The organism is Vibrio sp. Isolate30, from assembly GCF_022397975.1.
GTDB classification, from domain to species: domain Bacteria; phylum Pseudomonadota; class Gammaproteobacteria; order Enterobacterales; family Vibrionaceae; genus Vibrio; species Vibrio fortis.
In genome coordinates, this window is sequence record NZ_JAKEUS010000003.1 from 277,848 (window position 1) to 291,833 (window position 13,986).

General features: G+C 45.6%; 14 protein-coding genes. 9 read left to right on the forward strand and 5 right to left on the reverse strand.

All coding sequences use genetic code 11. From position 1 onward, the window contains the following. Positions 1 to 2 precede the first annotated feature (2 nt). The 7 genes from sfsA to panC all read left to right on the forward strand — a co-directional run bounded on the left by sfsA (position 3) and on the right by panC (position 6,010). On the forward strand, positions 3 to 725 hold the full coding sequence (sfsA, locus tag L1D60_RS11415; protein WP_239841191.1) for a DNA/RNA nuclease SfsA: 723 nt from the start codon (positions 3 to 5) through the stop codon (positions 723 to 725). 137 nt (positions 726 to 862) lie between these two features. Next, the gene (gene dksA, locus L1D60_RS11420; RefSeq protein ID WP_032551504.1) at positions 863 to 1,309 is read left to right on the forward strand and encodes an RNA polymerase-binding protein DksA; all 447 of its coding nucleotides are present in this window, start codon (positions 863 to 865) and stop codon (positions 1,307 to 1,309) included. An 87-nt stretch (positions 1,310 to 1,396) separates the two neighbouring features. Further along, positions 1,397 to 2,272: a tRNA glutamyl-Q(34) synthetase GluQRS gene (gluQRS, locus tag L1D60_RS11425; RefSeq protein WP_239841192.1), complete on the forward strand. Its 876-nt coding sequence runs from the start codon at positions 1,397 to 1,399 to the stop codon at positions 2,270 to 2,272. A 183-nt stretch (positions 2,273 to 2,455) separates the two neighbouring features. Then, positions 2,456 to 3,811, forward strand: coding sequence for a polynucleotide adenylyltransferase PcnB (gene pcnB, locus L1D60_RS11430; RefSeq protein ID WP_239841193.1), 1,356 nt, complete (start codon positions 2,456 to 2,458; stop codon positions 3,809 to 3,811). Further along, on the forward strand, positions 3,808 to 4,293 hold the full coding sequence (folK, locus tag L1D60_RS11435) for a 2-amino-4-hydroxy-6-hydroxymethyldihydropteridine diphosphokinase (RefSeq protein WP_032551501.1): 486 nt from the start codon (positions 3,808 to 3,810) through the stop codon (positions 4,291 to 4,293). The genes pcnB and folK overlap by 4 nt, the downstream gene beginning before the upstream one ends. Before the next feature lie 23 nt (positions 4,294 to 4,316). Continuing rightward, on the forward strand, positions 4,317 to 5,111 hold the full coding sequence (gene panB, locus L1D60_RS11440) for a 3-methyl-2-oxobutanoate hydroxymethyltransferase (RefSeq protein WP_150869250.1): 795 nt from the start codon (positions 4,317 to 4,319) through the stop codon (positions 5,109 to 5,111). An 8-nt stretch (positions 5,112 to 5,119) separates the two neighbouring features. Further along, positions 5,120 to 6,010: a pantoate--beta-alanine ligase gene (gene panC, locus L1D60_RS11445; protein WP_150869251.1), complete on the forward strand. Its 891-nt coding sequence runs from the start codon at positions 5,120 to 5,122 to the stop codon at positions 6,008 to 6,010. A gap of 86 nt (positions 6,011 to 6,096) precedes the next feature. Here panC and L1D60_RS11450 read toward each other — a convergent pair whose 3' ends face one another. The 3 genes from L1D60_RS11450 to L1D60_RS11460 form a co-directional block, all read right to left on the reverse strand. Continuing rightward, positions 6,097 to 6,867 carry an ABC transporter permease gene (locus L1D60_RS11450; RefSeq protein WP_239841194.1) on the reverse strand — a complete coding sequence of 257 codons (771 nt, stop codon included), beginning with the start codon at positions 6,865 to 6,867 and terminating at the stop codon, positions 6,097 to 6,099. Position 6,868: 1 nt separating this feature from the next. Further along, positions 6,869 to 7,786, reverse strand: coding sequence for an ABC transporter ATP-binding protein (locus tag L1D60_RS11455; RefSeq protein WP_239841195.1), 918 nt, complete (start codon positions 7,784 to 7,786; stop codon positions 6,869 to 6,871). A 224-nt stretch (positions 7,787 to 8,010) separates the two neighbouring features. Continuing rightward, the gene (locus tag L1D60_RS11460; protein ID WP_239841196.1) at positions 8,011 to 9,681 is read right to left on the reverse strand and encodes a SulP family inorganic anion transporter; all 1,671 of its coding nucleotides are present in this window, start codon (positions 9,679 to 9,681) and stop codon (positions 8,011 to 8,013) included. A 243-nt stretch (positions 9,682 to 9,924) separates the two neighbouring features. On the opposite strand from L1D60_RS11460, the gene can reads away from it, so the two are divergent. Further along, entirely contained in the window at positions 9,925 to 10,593 is a 669-nt protein-coding gene (can, locus tag L1D60_RS11465) for a carbonate dehydratase (RefSeq protein ID WP_239841197.1), read from the forward strand. Between the two features lie 92 nt (positions 10,594 to 10,685). On the opposite strand, the gene hpt is transcribed toward can, so the two are convergent. Further along, complete coding sequence (gene hpt, locus L1D60_RS11470; protein ID WP_032551494.1) at positions 10,686 to 11,216, reverse strand: hypoxanthine phosphoribosyltransferase; 531 nt, start codon at positions 11,214 to 11,216, stop codon at positions 10,686 to 10,688. A gap of 337 nt (positions 11,217 to 11,553) precedes the next feature. On the opposite strand from hpt, the gene L1D60_RS11475 reads away from it, so the two are divergent. Next, complete coding sequence (locus tag L1D60_RS11475; RefSeq protein WP_239841198.1) at positions 11,554 to 12,159, forward strand: LuxR/HapR/OpaR family quorum-sensing transcriptional regulator; 606 nt, start codon at positions 11,554 to 11,556, stop codon at positions 12,157 to 12,159. 241 nt (positions 12,160 to 12,400) lie between these two features. On the opposite strand, the gene lpdA is transcribed toward L1D60_RS11475, so the two are convergent. Next, a complete protein-coding gene (gene lpdA, locus L1D60_RS11480) occupies positions 12,401 to 13,831 on the reverse strand; it encodes a dihydrolipoyl dehydrogenase (RefSeq protein WP_032550144.1) in 1,431 nt (476 codons plus the stop codon). Positions 13,832 to 13,986 lie beyond the last annotated feature (155 nt).

Below are 13,986 nucleotides of genomic sequence, written 5' to 3' on the forward strand. Positions count from 1 at the left end.
AAATGCACTTCGATCCTCCTTTAGAGTCTGCGACTCTTATAAAACGCTACAAACGTTTCCTAACAGATATCAAACTTCCTGACGGCAGTGAACGTACTATCCACTGTGCGAACACTGGCGCAATGACAGGCTGTGCTGAACCAGGAAACATCGTGTGGTACTCGACCTCTGACAACCCAAAGCGAAAATACCCAAACAGCTGGGAGATCTCAGAAACAGCACAAGGCGATCGAATTTGTGTGAACACTGCCCGCGCTAACCAATTGGCAGTGGAAGCGATTCAAAATGGCGCTATAGTTGAACTTTCAGGTTATCAAACGCTGCGTACCGAAGTGAAATATGGCAGTGAGAATAGCCGGATAGACATTTTGCTCGAGGATGAAGCCAAAGCGGATTGCTATATAGAGGTGAAAAGCGTCACTCTATTAGCGGATGACCCAAGTGTTGAAAAGGGACAAGGCTACTTCCCAGATGCTGTTACCACGCGTGGTCAGAAGCATCTGCGTGAACTCACAGAAATGGCAGAATCTGGTCAAAGAGCAGTACTTTTATTCACTGTTTTACATTCAGGTATTGAAAAAGTCTCAGCGGCACACCATATAGACGCCAAATATTCATTATTACTAAAACAAGCACAAGACGCTGGTGTTGAAGTTCTCTGTTACAAAGCGGAACTCAACAATACTCAAATGGAATTGAATCAAGCGGTTGAATTCATCGCTTGATTCACAAAGTGCGGAACTCTGCACATTGATAACAACTTTACATTTGAGTGTTTGCCACCATTCGTTCTTTCTGCTATAGATACCCGCCTTAAAATTAGCTGCTTTGCAGTTGACTAGGTGTAAATAGGAGATGCTGTATGCCAGAATCTAAGAAAAAAGCGCTAGGCATCCTAGCAATCGCAGGTGTTGAACCATACCAAGAAAAGCCAGGTGAAGAGTACATGTCACCTGAGCAAATGGCTCATTTTACAAAGATTTTAGAAGCTTGGCGCAACCAGCTCAGGGAAGAAGTTGATCGTACTGTTCACCATATGCAGGACGAGGCAGCAAATTTCCCAGACCCAGTTGACCGCGCTTCTCAAGAAGAAGAGTTCAGCCTAGAGCTACGTAACCGTGACCGTGAACGTCGTCTAATCAAGAAAATTGAGAAGACACTAGACAAGATCGAAGAAGACGATTTCGGCTTCTGTGACTCTTGTGGTATCGAAATCGGTATTCGTCGTCTTGAAGCTCGCCCGACTGCAGATCTTTGTATCGACTGTAAAACACTTGCAGAAATCAAAGAGAAACAGATGCAAGGCTAATCCTTGTTGATGTGAAGAAAGGGAGCACTCGCTCCCTTTTTTATTTGGTCTTTTATTCCCCATACAACCATTACTTAGGTTTTCACTATGAGTTATATCGGGCGCTTTGCACCTTCTCCTTCTGGCCCTCTTCACTTTGGTTCGCTAGTGGCTGCACTCGGCAGTTACTTCCAAGCTAAGTCACAACAAGGGCAATGGCTAGTTCGCATGGAGGATCTTGATCCACCACGTGAAATGCCGGGAGCAGCCGATCTTATATTAAAAACTTTAGAGACTTACCAGTTGCATTGGGATGGCGAAGTCATATACCAGAGTCATCGACATCCAATTTACCAAGCGCAGATTGAACAGTGGCTTACTGAACAGCAAGCCTACTACTGCGAGTGTACCCGCAAGCAGATAAAAGCGCTCGGTGGCTTCTATAACGGTCATTGTCGCCATGCCGATCTAGACGATAATGGTGAGCGTGCAGTGCGCTTAGTCATGAATCACCCTGTAGAGTCATTTGAAGACATTCGCCACGGCACCATGACGATTCCAGCCGAACTCGCCAAAGAAGACTTTATTATTAAACGTCGCGATGGCTTGTTCGCCTACAACCTTGCTGTGGTATTAGATGATATCGCTCAGGGAGTAACAGAAGTAGTAAGAGGCGCCGACTTAATTGAGCCAACAGGCCGCCAAATCAGCCTGTATAAAGCTCTAAAGCAGCAGCAAGTGAGTTATCTTCACCTGCCTTTGGCTACCGATGCCACAGGTAACAAGCTCTCAAAGCAGAATCACGCTAAAGGGATTGATCTAGATAACCCAAAACCAGCACTACTGAGCGCGATGCGCTTTCTCGGTTTCAGTTTACCTCGCGATATTGAGCAGGGGTCTTTAAGCGAGATTTTAGCTTGGGGGTGCGAGCATTGGCATATCAATCAACTCCCCGATACACTGCATAAAGAGCACCTTGATTGACACGTTCGCGGCATGAAATCGTATAAACGACACATAAAAATGCCATAACCCGTAGGTGTGTAACAGCGGACAATGTTCTCAAATGGCTTCCGCTAGGCTATTATTAGCCGCAATTAAACTCTGCACTACCACTTTGGACTAAGAGAAAAGCAAAGTTGGCGATACCTACTTTGTTGTAAACTAATGAATACAAACGACAATACCCCTAGCGAACAACGTGGCTTCCACGATTTAGCTCTGAATATTTACACTCGACAAGAGCACAATATTTCACGCAAGCAGATCAGTGATAACGCACTTAAAGTGTTATATCGCCTGAATGGTGCGGGTTTTGACGCATTCCTAGTCGGTGGTGGTGTGCGAGATTTACTACTCGGCTCACAACCGAAAGATTTCGACATCGCGACCAACGCGACGCCTGAACAAATCAAAAACCTATTCAGAAACTGCCGCCTTATTGGTCGTCGTTTCCGCCTTGCGCACATCATGTTTGGTCGCGACATCATTGAAGTTGCAACTTTCCGTGGTCACCACCAAGAGCCATCAAAAAACGTATCAGCCCAGTCTAAAGAAGGCATGTTGCTGCGTGATAACGTCTACGGCAGCGTAGATGAAGATGCAGAGCGTCGTGACTTTACGATTAATGCGATGTATTACAACATTGCAGACTACAGCATTCACGATTACGCAGGCGGTGTAGAAGATTTAGAAGATCGTCTGATCCGCCTGATTGGCGATCCAGAAACTCGCTACCGTGAAGATCCGGTGCGGATGCTACGTGCGATGCGTTTCTCTGCGAAGCTAGACTTCGACATCGAAGAAGACACGGCCGATCCAATTGAAGAGCTAGCGCACCTTCTAAAAGACATCCCTGCGGCTCGTCTTTATGAAGAGTCACTGAAGCTGCTTCAATCAGGTTACGGCCTTGAAACCTACCATCTGATGCGCGAGTACAACCTGTTCCAACAGATGTTCCCTGCTGTGGCTGAGTTCTTTACAGAAGACTACTCATCTCAGACAGAACAGATGCTAGATTTGGTACTTGATTCTACCGATCTGCGTATTGAAGATGGCAAGCGCGTTAACCCAGCCTTTATGTTCGCGGCTATCTTGTGGTACCCGATGAACAAGTTGGCAGAGAAACTGGCCGATGAGCTTGGCCTTTCTCAATACGATGCAATCATGGAAGCGAGCAACGTGATTCTTGATCAGCAGGTTAAGAGTATTGCGATTCCACGCCGCCACACAGCAACGATTCGTGAAGTATGGCAACTGCAGCTTCGCCTACCTCGCCGCAATGGTAAGCGCGCTCAGCGTCTGATGGAGCTCAACAAGTTCCGTGCTGGCTTTGACTTCCTTGAGATGCGAGGCGAGATCGAAGGTGGTGAAACACAAGAGCTTGCTAAATGGTGGGAGCGCTACCAAAGCGCAGGACGCAACATGCGCCAAGCAATGGCAAACGATGTGGCTCCACCATCTAAATCAGGTCATCGACGTCGTAAGACTTACCGTAACAAAAAAAGTAAGCCGTCATCATGATCACAGCGTATATCGCGGTCGGCAGCAATCTCGCCGACCCTGTGAGCCAAGCAAATTTGGCTATCGAAACACTAAAAAGCCTACCGCAATCAAAGTTTATTGCGACCTCGAAGCTATATAGTAGCACTCCAATGGGGCCGCAAAATCAACCGGATTACATCAATGCGGTGGTTGCTATAGAAACCGAATTAACGCCAATTGAACTACTCAACTGCACCCAAGCGATTGAGCAAGAGCAAGGGCGTGTCCGTAAAGATGAGCGTTGGGGACCAAGAACCTTGGACCTAGACATCATTTTATACGGCAATGAGGTGATCGATTCAGAGCGCTTAACTGTTCCTCACTACGGAATGAAAGAGCGAGAGTTCGTTCTTTACCCGCTAGCTGAAATCGCACCAAGTTTACAACTCCCTGATGGGACTGAGCTCAGCGAACTGCTAAAAGTAGTCGACAAAAATGGGCTCAATGTTTGGCAAAAATAAGCCAAGCGCATTAAGGAAAACCAATGAAAAAAGTAACCATTAACGACCTGATCAAGTGCAAACGTGAAGGCCGTAAATTTGCAACGTCAACGGCTTACGACGCAAGCTTCAGTCAACTATTTGAAAGCCAAGAAATCCCTGTCCTTTTAGTCGGTGATTCGCTTGGTATGGTACTGCAGGGTCAAACTGATACCCTGCCAGTTACCGTTGAAGACATTGCATACCACACTCGCTCAGTACGTGCAGGAAGCCCAAACTGTCTGTTGATGGCTGACATGCCATTCATGAGCTACGCAACACCTGAGCAAGCATGTGAAAACGCGGCGACGATCATTCGCGCTGGTGCCAACATGGTTAAGATCGAGGGTGGCAGCTGGCTGGTTGATACAGTGAAAATGCTGACAGAACGTGCTGTACCTGTGTGTGCACACCTAGGTTTAACACCTCAGTCTGTGAACATCTTTGGTGGTTACAAGGTACAAGGTCGCGATGACGAGCAAGCCGACAAAATGGTTGCCGACGCATTGGCTTTACAAGAAGCAGGCGCGCAAATCGTTCTGCTTGAGTGTGTACCTGCTTCATTAGCAAAACGTATTACTGAAGCCTGTGATGTACCCGTGATTGGTATTGGTGCAGGTAATGTGACCGATGGTCAAATCCTAGTTATGCACGACATGTTCGGTATTTCTGCGAACTATATGCCTAAATTCTCTAAGAATTTCTTAGCGGAAACGGGCGATATGCGTAAAGCCGTGGCAAAATATAAAGAAGATGTTGAGAGCGCACGTTTCCCTGATGACGCTCACACAATCGCTTAGGAGTTAGTATGCAATCTTTCGCTGAAGTAGCGGCTCTTCGTGAGCAGATTAAGCAGTATAAACGTGATGGACGCACTGTTGCTTTCGTTCCTACTATGGGCAACCTTCATGAAGGTCACCTTACTCTGGTGAGAAAAGCACGTGAACTGGCTGATATCGTTGTGGTTAGTATCTTCGTTAACCCAATGCAATTTGACCGTGCAGACGATCTAAATAACTACCCTCGTACTCTAGAAGCTGATTTGAGTAAGCTAACTGGCGAAGGGGTTGAGTTGGTATTTACACCAACACCAGAGATCATGTACCCAGCGGGTCTTGATAAACAGACTTTTGTTGAAGTACCTGGCCTTTCTCACATGCTAGAAGGGGCTTCTCGCCCTGGTCACTTCCGTGGTGTAGCAACCATCGTAACTAAGCTGTTCAACATCGTTCAGCCTGACTTTGCCTGCTTTGGTGAAAAAGATTTCCAACAGCTCGCTGTCATTCGTCAAATGACGACAGACCTTGCACTCGACATCGAAATCGTAGGTGTACCTACGGTGCGTGAGATGGACGGGCTAGCAATGAGCTCTCGCAACGGCAACCTCACTATCGATGAGCGCCAGCGTGCACCAGTATTAGCTCGCACAATGCGTTGGATCAGCAGTGCTATCCGCGGCGGTCGTGATGACTACGCGTCAGTGGTTGAAGATGCGACCGACCAGCTACGCGCTGCAGATCTGCAACCAGATGAAATTTTCATCTGCGATGCGAAAACTCTACAGGCCATTACTTCAGAATCAACACAAGCTGTCATTCTTATGTCAGCGTTCCTAGGTAAGACACGCCTTATCGACAACCAAGTTCTTGATTTGGTAACGGAAGCTAAAGAAGAAGTGAAAGAAGAGACCGCTGAGTAACTGGCCAGCTTCTGAATGATAAAACACAAAAAAGGTCGATGTAATATCGACCTTTTTCTTTATCTGCATTTTGGGTTAATCAAAGATTAGCTACGTAAGCCGATACCCTTTGTCACCAAGTAATGTGCAACGCCATACAGCACTACGATAAATACCCCTAGCACGCCAAACGAGGTCGCAATACCCACATCAGACACACCCAAGAATCCATATCTGAATGCGTTAACCATATACACAATCGGATTCAACTTCGACACACCTTGCCAGAACTCAGGCAGTAGACTGATCGAGTAGAAGACCCCACCAAGATAAGTCAATGGCGTCAGGATAAAGGTTGGAATAATCGAGATGTCATCAAAAGTACGTGCAAAGACTGCATTGATAAGACCGCCCAAGGAAAATACCACTGACGTTAGGAATACTGTCGCTATGATTACGCCCCAGTGGTCAACCTGCAGGTCAACAAAGAACAAGGATACAAAGGTAACAATCGCGCCGACCAATAATCCACGTACCACGCCACCCATCACAAAGCCTGCAATGATCACATAGTTAGGCACAGGAGCGACGAGCAGCTCTTCAATGTTCTTTTGGAACTTAGCACTAAAGAACGAGGAGGCTACATTCGAGTATGAGTTGGTAATCACCGACATCATGATAAGACCCGGCACGATGTACTCCATGTAGCTAAAACCGTTCATCTCACCGATACGAGAACCGATCAAACTACCGAAGATAATGAAGTATAAAGTCATGGTAATCGCGGGTGGTACCAAGGTCTGAACCCAAATACGGGTAAAGCGGTTCACCTCTTTAGTGAGCAGGCTACAAAAAGCCGTCCAATACAGTTGATACATCTTACTTGCTCCCCTCACGCACGATACTGACAAACAGCTCTTCCAAACGGTTCGCCTTGTTACGCATCGACAATACCTTGATACCCTGCTCTGTTAACTGACTAAAGATAGTGTTCAAACCTAACGTCTTATCAATCTCGATCTCTAGCGAACCATTCACCATAGTTTGGCTGTTGACACCTTGCAGTGTCGGTTCAGGTGCGCCCTCTTCCAAATCAAGAATGAAGGTTTCAACGCTAAGCTTATTCAATAGCGACTTCATCGTCGTATTCTCAATCAACTCACCACGATTGATGATACCGATATTGCGACACAGCATCTCAGCCTCTTCTAAATAGTGAGTAGTCAGGATGATAGTGATGCCTTGTTTTTCGTTGATCTCTTGTAGGAACTCCCACATTGAACGGCGTAGCTCAATATCAACGCCAGCGGTTGGTTCATCCAAGATCAGCAGTTGAGGCTCATGCATCAATGCACGGGCAATCATCAAGCGACGCTTCATACCACCAGACAGGTTTCTCGCTCGTTCGCTACGCTTTTCCCACAGATCGAGCTTAGATAGATACTTTTTAGCGCGCTCTTTGGCTAACGACTTAGATACCCCGTAGTAGCCAGCTTGTTGCAGTACGATCTGCTCCACGGTCTCAAACTGGTTAAAGTTGAACTCTTGAGGAACTAAGCCAAGGTTTTGCTTCGCCAACTCTAGGTCTTTGTCGATATCAAAACCAAAGACATTCACCTTGCCTGAAGTTTTGTTTACCAGTGAGGAGATGACGCCTATCGTGGTTGATTTGCCCGCGCCGTTCGGCCCAAGTAGAGCGTAAAAGTCACCTTTTTTCACCTGCAGACTGATGCCTTTCAAGGCCTCAAATCCACCAGCGTAGGTCTTTCTAAGTTGTTCGATTTCTAATGCGTACATGAAGATTGCTTGCCATTTGCGATTAGTGAGTGGGCGTGAGAAAAATATGACTTATTCTCAGACACGTCCAATATACCAACAAGTCTATCGTCAAATGACGATTAAGACAAACTAACATTTCCAAATCTATAGAAATATTACGAGGTAAAAATAATGAGTGATAAAAAAATACCGCTAAGTCATTAACTTAACGGTATTTCGAATCTATATTAATTTGCTGTTATCTATGCAGAGCCGAACTCATGCTCATCGCGTGCCACGTAATTGGTTGCAGCTCTTAACGCTTCATAACGGAATCGATAAGTGTTTGATTCAGGCACCAAATCAATCACATGAAATTTTTCTAGCTGCTGGCGAGTATTATCGTTAGGACACAGCAGGTACACCTCACAGTTGGCGTCCAGTGCATCCTTAATCGCATTCTCCAGCGCAAGACCAACCGTCACATCAATCATAGGCACATCGGTCAGATCGAGAATCATCGCTTCATAATCAGAGATACTGGTGTGCTGACGTGAAATCGCCTTAGATACGCTGAAGATCATTGGTCCAGATAGATAGAAGAACAGTACCTTACCGTTCGCCATATCAAGCAAACCACGCTCGCTGTCTGACAATGGTACGTCATCTTCATCGGCATCACTGATCGCCTTCACTTGACGAGCCTGTTCACGGCTCAATCGCTCAATGATGATGATATTAGAGATAAAGACACCTAAGCCAACAGCCACAATCAGGTCAACGAATACCGTTAGCAGCATCACGCCATACATGATAGCCATGCCGGCAAAACTCACGCGGTGTGCACGCTGAATGAAACTCCAATCAAGAATATTGAAGCCCACATAAACAGCAATACCAGCCAACACCGCCATTGGGATTGGTTCAGTCAAACCGCCTGCAACCAGAACAACTAGCGCAAGTACTAGCGCGCGAATCACACCTGATAGTGGAGAGCGCGCACCAACCTGAATGTTGGTTACGGTACCCATGGTCGCACCGGCACCAGGGAGCGCACCGAACAGACCAGAAATCATATTTGCTAGACCTTGACCGCGCAACTCCTTGTCCGAGTCATGCTCTTTACGCGTCAGTGAGTCACCAATAACGGCCGTCAATAGCGTATCAATACAACCTAGGGTACCCAGAACCAATGCATCGATGACCATCTCAGTAAACATTGAAGCATCAATATGTGGCACGACTAGAGATGGCAAGCCCGCAGGAATCTCACCAATGCGGCGAATGGCTTCCGTATCAAACAGAATCACCGATAACAGAGTGACGGCAACCAATGCCACGAGCTGTGCAGGTACATACTTTCGGTACTGTTTCGGGAAGAAAAACAGAATGCCTAATGTGAGTAAGCCTAAAAACAGTTCGCTAAACTTCATGTTAGCGACCGTATCTGGCAGTGCGGACAGTGTACCCATGACACCACCAGCAGGAGCGGCATGACCTAAAAGTGGAGAGAGCTGTAGAATGATAAGAATAACGCCAATCCCCGACATAAAGCCGGAAATCACGCTATATGGCATCAAAGTTATGTATTTTCCTAACTTTAATGTCCCGAGTAACACCTGAAATGCCCCTGCCATCATCACGACAGTAAACGTCATTGCCAAGCCTGTTTCAGGGTACTTAGCCATCATGCTGGTTAATACCGCCGTCATGATCACCGTCATTGGGCCCGTAGGCTCAGAGATCAGGGTATTGGAACCACCAAATAGTGCGGCAAACAGGCCGACCATGATCGCCCCCCATAAGCCCGCTTCGGCACCGGCACCAGAAGCAACACCAAATGCCAACGCCAATGGCAATGAGATAATGGCTGTAGTAACACCGCCAAACATATCCCCTTTGAGGTTGATATCTGTAAAACGACTTCCAAACAAAATACATCTCCCTGTGATGAGCTGACAAACCGTATCACTCTAACAAATGTATCAACTGTTCAGAAAGTGTTAATTCAATCACAATATTTATGTCTTATAACCGGATGATAGCTTAAAGCCTAAGTTTATGATTTTACGTACTAGAACACGTCAGATGAGTACTTTTTGACGCACTTTTTACAAGATTGAATTTGTAACATTGTGTATAGTTAAGCATCTTAATTGAGGGATGTATGAAGCAAGATGCCAGAAATAAAACAGCTTTTTGAAAACAATTCCAAATGGTCTGATGAAATTCGCTCGGAACGACCTGAATATTTTACCACGCTTGAAGAGGGTCAAAACCCGGGGTTCCTTTGGATCGGTTGTTCAGATAGTCGCGTACCGGCTGAACGCTTGACCGGGCTCTATTCTGGTGAACTGTTTGTACACCGTAATGTGGCAAACCAAGTCATTCATACCGACCTTAACTGCCTATCTGTTGTTCAGTACGCGGTTGATGTACTCAAGGTAAAACACATCATCATCTGTGGTCACTATGGTTGTGGTGGCGTGAATGCAGCGATTGATAACCCTAAGCTGGGTCTTATCAACAATTGGTTACTGCACATCCGTGACAATTACTTAAAATATCGCAAACAGATCGAATCACTGCCTCGTGAACAATGGGGAGACAAGCTTTGTGAAATCAACGTTGCTGAACAGGTATACAACCTAGGTAACTCAACCATCATGCAGAGTGCTTGGGAGCGTGGTCAAGAGGTTGAAATCCACGGCGTTGTGTATGGTATCGGTGATGGCAAATTGAAAGATCTTGGCGTGCGTTGCTCAAGTAATGATACGTTAGAGAACAGCCACTTAGAGGCATTGAACAAGATTCTAACTACACCTCTATTAAGCCAACAAGGCTAATTGTTAAGTCATTTTCAAGCACATACAAAAAAGCCCGCAGATTAAGCGGGCTTTTTGATAATTCGAGTTGCTCACATCGACCGTAGCGACGATTACTCTTGAGGTACAACCTTACCGATGTATGGTAGGTGACGATATTTCTGAGCGTAGTCGATACCTACACCCACAACGAACTCATCAGGGATCTCAAAACCAATCCAGTTCACTTCTACGTCAACTTCGCGGCGAGATGGCTTGTCTAGTAATGTACAGATTCGTACTGACTTAGGCTCACGTAGGCTTAGGATCTCTTTTACCTTGTTTAGCGTGTTACCTGTATCGATGATATCTTCAACTAGCAGCACGTCTTTACCTTTGATGTCATCATCTAGGTCTTTTAGGATGCGCACGTCACGTGAGCTTTCCATGGTGTTGCCGTAGCTAGAAGCCGTCATGAAATCTACTTGGTGCGTTAGGTTAATCGCACGTGCAAGGTCGGCCATAAATACGAATGAACCACGTAATAAACCTACCAATACAAGATCTTCGCTGCCTTGGTAATGTTCAGTGATCTGTTTGCCTAGCTCTTGCACTCGATCTTGAACTTCTTGCTCAGAGATCATGACTTCAACTGTATGTTTCATACTGCTCTCATTTTATTTGGTGACTGCGACAAGTGTAGATCGTTTCATCAATAGTGCCGCTGATTTTCGAGCGTAAGTCTAGCATTGCTCAAATACCCACACCACCTCGTGTATCAATTTAAATCACAGTTCTCGCATCAAGAGTCGTATTCTCGGGTTTCGAGTTAGATCGCATTACAACGCCCTATACGGATCACGATTTATGTATCAAGTTTGATGTAATTGTCCATAAAACAAGCACAAATGATTGACCATTTGCATATGCACCATTACACTCATCTTGGCTTAAATAATAATAAAATCATTAATATAATATTTCGTTGGCAAGGAAAACATTATGGACTCAATATCTAAGAGACCTAGAACTAGGCTTTCACCCCTAAAAAGAAAACTTCAATTGATGGAGATCGCTCTTGAAGTATTCTCTCGCCGTGGCATTGGCCGAGGCGGACATGCGGATATCGCGGATATCGCTCAAGTATCTGTAGCAACCGTATTTAACTACTTTCCAACGCGTGAAGATCTGGTCGACGAGGTTCTAAACCATGTTGTTCGTCAGTTCTCAAACTTTCTTTCAGACAATATCGACCTTGATCTGCATGCGAAACAAAACCTAACTAACATCACCAACCAAATGGTTGCGCTTGTTGAGCAAGATTGCCACTGGCTCAATGTTTGGTTCGAATGGAGTGCTTCGACTCGTGATGAAGTATGGCCATTGTTCGTAACAACCAATCGCACCAATCAAATGCTGGTGCAGAATATGTTCGTGAAAGCGATTGAACGTGGTGAAGTTTGTGATCAACATGAACCGAAACACTTGGCGAACCTATTCCACGGTATCTGTTACTCACTGTTTATTCAGGCGAAACGTGCAAATTCAACCGAAGAACTGCACACGCTAACAGAAAGCTACCTAAATATGTTGTGTATTTATAAGTAGATTCGAGATTCGAGATTCGAGATTCGAGATTCGAGATTCGAGATTCGAGATTCGAGAAGAAGTATGAAGGGTTGGCCTAATGGGTCAGCCCTTTTTATTTTTATATACGCGCTCTTCGTATCTCGGAGCGAAGCGTACTCGCATCTCGAAGTGAAACGTTACTGCTCTTTACTTCAGGCATAAAAAAAACCGCTGACGAATCAGCGGCTTTCAAAAACATTAGCGAGTGGCTAAAGGAGAATTACTTCTTCTTTTTAACTGCTTTCTTGTTTGGAAGGTCAGTGATTGAACCTTCGAATACTTCCGCAGCTAGACCAACAGACTCGTGTAGAGTTGGGTGAGCGTGGATAGTTAGAGCGATGTCTTCTGCGTCACAACCCATCTCGATTGCTAGACCGATTTCACCAAGAAGCTCACCACCGTTAGTACCTACGATAGCACCACCGATTACACGGTGCGTGTCTTTGTCGAAGATCATCTTCGTCATACCGTCTGCACAGTCAGAAGCGATTGCACGACCAGAAGCCGCCCAAGGGAATGTAGCAACTTCGTAGTTGATACCTTCTGCTTTTGCTTCTTTCTCAGTCTTACCAACCCATGCTACTTCTGGCTCAGTGTACGCGATTGATGGGATAACTTTAGGGTCGAAGTAGTGCTTCTTACCAGAAATAACTTCAGCCGCTACGTGACCTTCATGCACACCTTTGTGAGCAAGCATTGGTTGACCAACAACGTCACCGATCGCGTGGATGTGTGGAACGTTTGTACGCATTTGCTTATCAACGTTGATGAAGCCACGCTCATCAACTTCGATACCTGCTTTTTCAGCATCGATAAGTGCGCCGTTTGGAACACGACCGATAGCAACAAGAACTGCATCGTAACGCTCAGCTTCAGCTGGTGCTTTCTTGCCTTCCATTGAAACGTAGATACCGTCTTCTTTCGCTTCAACTGCAGTTACTTTAGTCTCAAGCATTAGCTTGAACTTGTTCTTAATACGCTTAGTGAAGACTTTAACGATGTCTTTATCCGCTGCTGGGATAACTTGGTCGAACATCTCAACTACGTCTACTTTAGAACCTAGAGAGTGGTAAACCGTACCCATTTCTAGACCGATGATACCACCGCCCATGATAAGCAGTTTTTCTGGTACTTCTTTCAGCTCTAGTGCGTCAGTTGAATCCCAAATACGTGGATCTTCATGCGGGATGAATGGCAGTTTAATTGGGCGAGAACCCGCTGCGATAATCGCGTTGTCGAAGTTAACCGTTGTTGACTCGCCTTCACCTTCTACAAGGATAGAGTTAGGACCAGTGAACTTACCGTAGCCGTTAACTACAGTCACGTTACGCATCTTAGCCATACCACCAAGACCGCCAGTCAGTTGGTTTACAACTTTCTCTTTCCAGATGCGGATCTTGCTGATGTCAGTTTGTGGCTCGCCGAAAACAACGCCGTGCTCTGCCATCGCTTTCGCTTCTTCAATTACTTTTGAAACGTGAAGAAGTGCTTTTGATGGAATACAACCAACGTTTAGACATACACCGCCAAGAGTGCTGTAACGTTCAACTAGTACTGTTTCTAGACCTAAATCCGCACAACGGAATGCAGCTGAGTAACCAGCAGGACCTGAACCAAGTACAACAACTTGGGCTTTAATTTCTTTGCTCATTGTGACCTCTTGTAGTCATTATCCCTAACAGGCTTGAGAAGATGTTCTTAAATTATTGGGCTTTCAAACAGCCAACATTTTACAGAGATGTTAACAGTGTGAAAGTAGCTTTAAGTTAGCCTGTGAGCTAGACAACACTTCCCTTTCGCTTTCTG